Origin of the sequence: Pseudomonas meliae (assembly GCF_001400515.1) — a bacterium.
In the GTDB taxonomy this organism is placed as follows: Bacteria; Pseudomonadota; Gammaproteobacteria; order Pseudomonadales; family Pseudomonadaceae; genus Aquipseudomonas; species Aquipseudomonas amygdali.
In genome coordinates, this window is the sequence record NZ_LJQT01000201.1 from 1 (window position 1) to 6,445 (window position 6,445).

A 6,445-nucleotide genomic window follows, 5' to 3' on the forward strand; every position below is an offset into this window, starting at 1 on the left:
ACCCGGATGCGCTGCTGGGCCTGGGTACTGCGCAGTTGCGTCAGGGCAAGCTGGAACGCGCCATCACTGCGCTGACCCAGGCCGCCGACGCGTTGCAGCAGCCACAGGCCTGGAACCGTCTGGGCATCGCGCACATTCTGAGTGGCCAGGCCGACGCTGCTCAAAGCGCCTTCGGCACCAGCCTGCGACTGGCCCCGAACGACCTCGACACCCGATGCAATCTGGCCTTGGCATACGCCCTGGGCGATGACGACCAGAAGGCCCTGGAGACAATCCGCAGCGTCAGCCAGTCGCCCCTTGCGCAACCGCGGCATCAACGCAACCAGCTGCTGGTCATGGTCCTGGCCGGAAAAGAGAAAGATCTCAAAAACATGACCTTCGACGATATCACCAAGGCCGAACGCGGCAAGCTGATCGCCGAAGCCCGGCGTGTCAAGGCCATACCGGACCGCGCCGAGCAGGCCCGTGAACTGGGGCTGATTGACGCTAACTGAGGTCATCGGGCCTCCTGCGTGTCAGTACTGGTCTGTTGCTCTGCCTGACGCCGACGCAGCTCTTCGCGGTCATAGCCGTCGATGTAAACCTGCGCGGCGCGCCCGACCGGTACAGCCATAACAGGCCCGGTGTCACGGCCGTGCATGACATCTACGCGCTGCTCGACCATTTGCAGCAGAATCAGGTTGCTGGCACAGCCCGGCGGCAACAATGGCTGAAAATCCTCACCTACACCGATCTCGTCCTGTGCAGCTGGTTGCACGCAGGCCTGGGGCACCACCTCCACACGGCCGTCGGCACGGGTGATCGCCGCATAATCCGGTGAATAGCTCACTGGGTCGAGGTGGGTCTTGCAGCCTGCCAGTAGACACAAAAGCATCAGAACCGGCGGGCGTGACATAGCGCAGATGGGGTTCATGGCCATTCCCTTTCAGTTCATGTAAAAGCCGAAGGCACCGCCACTGCGCGGACCTGCCGACGCGGTACTGGCGGCGCGCTGTTTGTCCAGCGGCGTCGCCACCACGCGATCCTTGACCGGCTCGACCAGATACGGAGTGATCAGAATCACCAGTTCGGTTTCGTTGCGCTGAAAGCGCTTGGAGCGGAACAGATTGCCCAGAATCGGCATGTCGCCCAGCATCGGCACCTTGTCCATGTCCTGGCTGCTTTCACGCTGGAACAGCCCGGCGATGGCAAACGTCTGACCACTGCCGACTTCCACACGAGTGTCGGCACGTCGTACCCTGAACGACGGCACCTGATAGCCGTTAACGTCCAGTGTGGTGGTACTCATCAGGCTGCTGACCTCGGGACGCACCTGCAACGCAATGCGCCCGTTGGGCAGCAACGTCGGGCTGAACAGCAACGACACGCCGTAAGGCTTGTATTCGATACCGACCACTTCGCGGTTGACCGGCACCGGCACCGCCACTTCACCGCCAGCCAGAAAGCTCGCAGTCTGCCCGGTCATGGCGGTAATGTTCGGCTCGGCCAGAACTTCGAGCACACCGTTGCTTTGCAGCGCCTCCAGCATCGCGTCGATGTTGACATTGCCCGACGCAAGCCCGGCGCTGATTACGTTCGATGCGCCGCCCGCTGCATCGGCGGCCAAAGCGCCCCCCGTCAGCAAGCCGAATGAAAAAGTGCCGTTATTGAACAAGGCATTCCAGTTCACGCCATAGCGCAACAGCTCGGAGCGCGAGACTTCGGCGAAACGCACGCGGATATTCACCTGCGCCGACCCTGCGTAAGTGGCACTGTTTACCGTCGACTGAAAGTTCTGCCCCTCGGTGCTCAGCAAGGCATTAAGATCCGTTGCTTCACCGACATCCTGCACGGAGCCACTGGCAATCACCCGGCTGCCGGAGGCATTGATCCGCGCCTGACTCTGCGGGTGCAACGCCTTGAGCGGGCGTGTCACAGCAGCAGTGCCGCTGCTTACCGCCAGACTCAACGCAGCGGTCTCACGGCCCTCGCTGTCCAGGGCAATCAGACTGGTCTGCCCTGCGGCCTTGCCGAACACGTAGATCACGCCGGGTGACACCACCTGCAAGTCGGCAATACCCGGCTCGGCCACCATCACCGAGTCCACGGGGGCTGAAAAATGCAGAACGCGGCCTTCACCGATGGCCAGATCGACTGTGCCTTTGGCCCCTTTGGCAATGTTTTCGGCAAATGAAACTGTGCCAATGAGCAACGCGCCCACACCCACGAGAAACATCCGTATTACGCTTACTGAGGTCATGAGGCAGTCGCCAGAGGAGTGACAGCACCGGCCCTGGATGCCGGGCGTGCAAGGACATCGGTCAGGCTGACAGTGCCGACCGCTTGAAGGTTGTATTCACTGGCCAGTTCACGAAAGGACAGAACCGCCAGTTGCAGCTCGCCGCGCACGATGAGACGGCGCATACACCGACGCAGCTCCGAATGCACAAGCAACACCGTCGAATCATGTTCCGGCAGCATGTCGCACAGGCGACGCAGCTGTACCAGTACGGTCCGACCGATGTCATCGGGCAGCGAATCACGGCTCTTTTCCTGGCGAGCCAGCGTGGCGCGCAGTTGTTCTTCGAGCGCAGGTGCCAGTACAAAGGCGCTGATCACCCGGTTGCGATCGGCATACTGATGACTGATCTGCCGCGCAAGTCCTGCGCGCAGGTGCTCGGTCAGTCTGCCCGCGTCAGATTCAATACTGCCCCACTCCACCATCGACTCCAGCAGGCCGCGACGATTGCGTATCGATACCCCTTCAGAGACCAGCAAACGCAAGGCCTCTGCGATACGCTGCAGCGGTAGAATGCGCAGCACTTCCTTGATCAGCTCACCGTACTTACCCTCAAGCTGTTCCAGCATCAGGCGGGTTTCCTGAATACCCAGAAAGTCGGCGGCATAACGGCGCAACATACGGTCCAATACTTCGCGCAACACTTCATCGGCGAACAGAAAACCAATACCGGCATCCTGCAAACGTTCCGCATGCTCACGCCCTGCCCAGCGGCCGGGACGGGAACCGATCGGCGAAGGCGCTTCAAAGGTTTCGACAGAAACCAGTTGTGCATGCACCGGATCGTCCTGCAGCAAAAGCGCCTGGCCGCTGAATTCGCCCTCACTGACGGGTACACCTTCAAGCTCGACCTGAAAGCCATCGACTGGCAGGCCGCGGTCCAGATAAACCTCGGGCAGCGGCACCTCGACACCCAGATCGATGCGAATGTCGTGACACAACGCTTCGATACGCTGACGCAGGGGCTGCAATGGGGCGGCCTCGGCCAATCCGGTTCCGATACTCAGCAGCACCTGGCTGTCGCGTGGCCGCTCGGCGCTTTCCAAGGCATCTTCCGCGGCATCGTTCGAAGCCCCGGAAGCGCCAGAGGATGCCCCGGGCTCAGCCATCGTTTCATGCTCTTGCAGCTCGTCCTTGACCAGTGACCGGGCGGCACGACGATCCCGGCGCCAGAGCACAAACGCGCTGCCGCCCAGCACGGCGGCCAAACCGACAAACACCAGCAACGGAAACCCCGCCGGCAGCATGCCTACGCCCAGCAGAATCAGCGCAGTCAGACCCAGCGCACGATGGCTGGCGCTTAGCTGCCTGACAATCTCGGTGCCCAGGTCACGCTCTTCGCCGTCGCTGTTGACGCGGGTCACCACGGTCCCTGCGGCTACGGAAATCAACAGTGCCGGGATCTGCGCAATGAGGCCGTCACCGACGGTCAGTAACGAATAGACATGCGCGGCTTCGGCGAACGGCATACCGCGCTGGACCATGCCGATCATCATGCCGCCCAGCAGGTTGACGAACAGAATCACCAACCCGGCAATGGCATCACCCTTGACGAACTTCATGGCGCCGTCCATGGCTCCGAACATCTGGCTTTCACGCTCCAGGCGTGAACGACGACGTCTGGCCTCGAACTGGTCGATGTCACCGTTGCGCAAGTCGTTATCAATGCTCATCTGCTTGCCGGGCATCGCATCCAGGGTGAAACGCGCAGCGACTTCAGCGACCCGTTCAGCGCCCTTGGTAATGACCACGAACTGGGCAACCGTAATGATCAGAAATACGACCAGCCCCACAACGACCTGACCGGCAATCACGAAATCACCGAACGCCTTGACGATATGACCAGCATTGCCGTCCAGCAGAATCAGGCGAGTGGTGGTGATCGAGAGCGACAAACGAAACAGCGTGCTGAGCAGGATCAGCGGCGGCAGCGCGGAAAACTCCACCGAGTGGTTGATGTAGAACGCGACGATGAGAATCAGCAGGCTCAGGGCGATGTTGACTCCGATCAGCGCGTCCACCAGATAGGTCGGCATCGGAATGATCATCATCGCGATAGCCATCAGAATGAACGCAACGATGATCACATCTGTGCGTTTAGACGCAGTTACCGCCAGACGATTCAGGGCATTCATGAGGGTCATTGCGCAGCCCTCCGGGCTTCCAGGTAGCGTCTGAAGCATTGCCGCGCGTCGTCCTTGCGGCCGGCCTTCCACAACGCGCGGCTACGCAACAGAAGCAGCGCGGCGCTCTCGCCTTGCTGCTCGACCAGCCTGTCCAGTGCCGCAATGGCCCGGTCGGTGTCTCCGCTGTCGGTGAACGCCAGCACCAGGCTGTGCAGCAGCGCGCTGTTCGTCGGTGCCAGCTGTATCGCAATCAGCAACATCACCAGTGCACGTTGTGGCTGGCCGCTGCGCCGGTACAGATCACCCATTCCGTGGAGCAACTCTATGCATTCGCGATCCTGACTGATGCTCATGACTGCACCTCGGCGCGCTGCTGTTCCAATAGCAGCCGCATGTCGATCTCTTCACGAATCACGTCTTCGGCGAGCTCGCGGATCTCCGGTTCGGCATCCAGCACCGGTAACACTTCGTCCAGCACATAGCGCAGTACTTGTAGCGAACGCGCCGTACCAAAAAGCTGCGCATTGACACCAGAAGCCTGCCCGGTCTGCTCCAGCTCGCCACGCAACGAACGACGAACCTTGCGCTCACGCTGATCAAGCAGCGCTTCGAAACGGGTTCCCTGACGCGGCTGCGCCGGAGCAACACGCTCGACAGCGGGCAAAGAATCGGCTGAAGGCGGCGCTACGGGCCGCAGATCGACTTTCATAAGGTGAAGGCAAACCGTTCATCACCGCGTACAAGGCGGACCTGATTGCCCTCAATGCTCTCCAGCCTCCAGTTGTCGGGTAACAGTGCGCCTGGGTAGACACGCTTGCCATGCTCATCGATCACGTAGGGATTGCGACCGAACCACACCGCCTGAAAACGCACGCGAGGTGCCGCAAGCGCCGTGCTTGCCTGCACGTTGGGCTTCAAGACAATATGCTGACCAAACCGAGTATCAAAGGCCTGTTGAATCTGCAGCCAACTGCTTTTTTGGGCAGCGGGAAAAGCGCCCTCAACACTGAGCTGCCCGCCCTGTTCCTCAACCCGCAATTGCGTGAGCCTGGCGTCCTGCAGCGCACCCTCAAGCCAGCTTCGGGCCTGGGTCAGTGTGGGGGCGCTCTTGACGGGCGTTGACGAACCAGGGACGGAATCTGCAATGGAGTGCCGGGCCGACTCGGCAGGTGCACGAAAGGCAAATGCAGTGGCACATGTCACCAGCAACAAAAGTGCAGCCAGTGCTGGCCATTTAAGCAGCACCAGGCGGCGGGACACAGCGGGGATGGGTCGGGCACTTCGTGTGCTGCGCAAGCACAGCCTGCTCTGTCCGACCAGCAACTCGACAGGCAAGGAGATGCGTTGACCGTGGCCGACGTTGACAACCCGACGCTGGCCAAGGCTGTCGAAAACCGTCACATCGCCGCCCAAGGCTTCTATTGCGACGTGTTCGACGGAGAATCGCAGACGAACATGTTGCTCGGCCACATCAGCATCGCCCAGCACAAGGTCGGCCGGAGCAGCACTGCCAATCACATAGACAGGATTGTCCAGGAGCAGCGAAACGCCCTGATGCAAACCATGGAGAATTTCGAGCCGGGCTACGCCGCTTTCCTGCACAGAAGCGTCGGGCGTTCCGCTCAATGAGATCAAGGCTGTCATGATCGAGTCACCACCGTGTGATCTACCGGAAACGGCATGTCAAAGCCGGGCAAAACTGTCGATCGGAAGAATTTCGATGCGCAGTGAATGCAGGCAGCTGTAGCGCTGCCTGCATGACAACGTCAGTTCTGTGGACGTTGCTTGGTAGCATCCAGCTCTGCTTTCTTGGCAGTGGAGATTTCAGTGATCTTGGCCGATTTCTCGATAGCCATATCAAAGGTCGCCGACATTTTATCGATTGCTGCGTCTGAATTGCCGGAGCTTACGGGTGGAGTCGAACTCATGTTGTTTCTCCTTGCTTCGAGTAGGGATCTATCTGCTGATTAACAACCGGCTCAAGAGCAGGTCAATGTGCCATTACACAACACGGTGCAGAGACACTAAGAGGGTGTAGACA

The 6,445-nt window shown here is 60.3% G+C and carries 8 protein-coding genes; 1 reads left to right on the forward strand and 7 read right to left on the reverse strand.

What is annotated here, in order from left to right; translation table 11 throughout:
* Positions 1-494 (forward strand): tetratricopeptide repeat protein (locus tag ALO64_RS08965; protein WP_174517437.1); only part of this gene is annotated, 494 nt, incomplete at its 5' end.
* 2 nt (positions 495-496) lie between these two features.
* Here the strand turns inward: ALO64_RS08965 and ALO64_RS08970 are convergent.
* The 7 genes from ALO64_RS08970 to ALO64_RS25675 all read right to left on the reverse strand — a co-directional run bounded on the left by ALO64_RS08970 (position 497) and on the right by ALO64_RS25675 (position 6,332).
* Complete coding sequence (locus ALO64_RS08970) at positions 497-913, reverse strand: hypothetical protein (RefSeq protein ID WP_044344559.1); 417 nt, start codon at positions 911-913, stop codon at positions 497-499.
* A gap of 12 nt (positions 914-925) precedes the next feature.
* Positions 926-2,239, reverse strand: coding sequence for a type II and III secretion system protein family protein (locus ALO64_RS08975; RefSeq protein WP_031598660.1), 1,314 nt, complete (start codon positions 2,237-2,239; stop codon positions 926-928).
* Positions 2,236-4,422: a type III secretion system export apparatus subunit SctV gene (gene sctV / locus ALO64_RS08980; RefSeq protein WP_044344549.1), complete on the reverse strand. Its 2,187-nt coding sequence runs from the start codon at positions 4,420-4,422 to the stop codon at positions 2,236-2,238. The genes ALO64_RS08975 and sctV overlap by 4 nt, the downstream gene beginning before the upstream one ends.
* Positions 4,419-4,757: a type III secretion apparatus assembly chaperone SctY gene (sctY, locus tag ALO64_RS08985; RefSeq protein WP_002553567.1), complete on the reverse strand. Its 339-nt coding sequence runs from the start codon at positions 4,755-4,757 to the stop codon at positions 4,419-4,421. The genes sctV and sctY overlap by 4 nt, the downstream gene beginning before the upstream one ends.
* Positions 4,754-5,113: a hypothetical protein gene (locus tag ALO64_RS08990; protein ID WP_002553566.1), complete on the reverse strand. Its 360-nt coding sequence runs from the start codon at positions 5,111-5,113 to the stop codon at positions 4,754-4,756. The genes sctY and ALO64_RS08990 overlap by 4 nt, the downstream gene beginning before the upstream one ends.
* Complete coding sequence (locus ALO64_RS08995; RefSeq protein WP_044344547.1) at positions 5,110-6,048, reverse strand: SctD/MshK family protein; 939 nt, start codon at positions 6,046-6,048, stop codon at positions 5,110-5,112. The genes ALO64_RS08990 and ALO64_RS08995 overlap by 4 nt, the downstream gene beginning before the upstream one ends.
* A gap of 122 nt (positions 6,049-6,170) precedes the next feature.
* Positions 6,171-6,332, reverse strand: coding sequence for a hypothetical protein (locus ALO64_RS25675; RefSeq protein WP_004660836.1), 162 nt, complete (start codon positions 6,330-6,332; stop codon positions 6,171-6,173).
* Positions 6,333-6,445 lie beyond the last annotated feature (113 nt).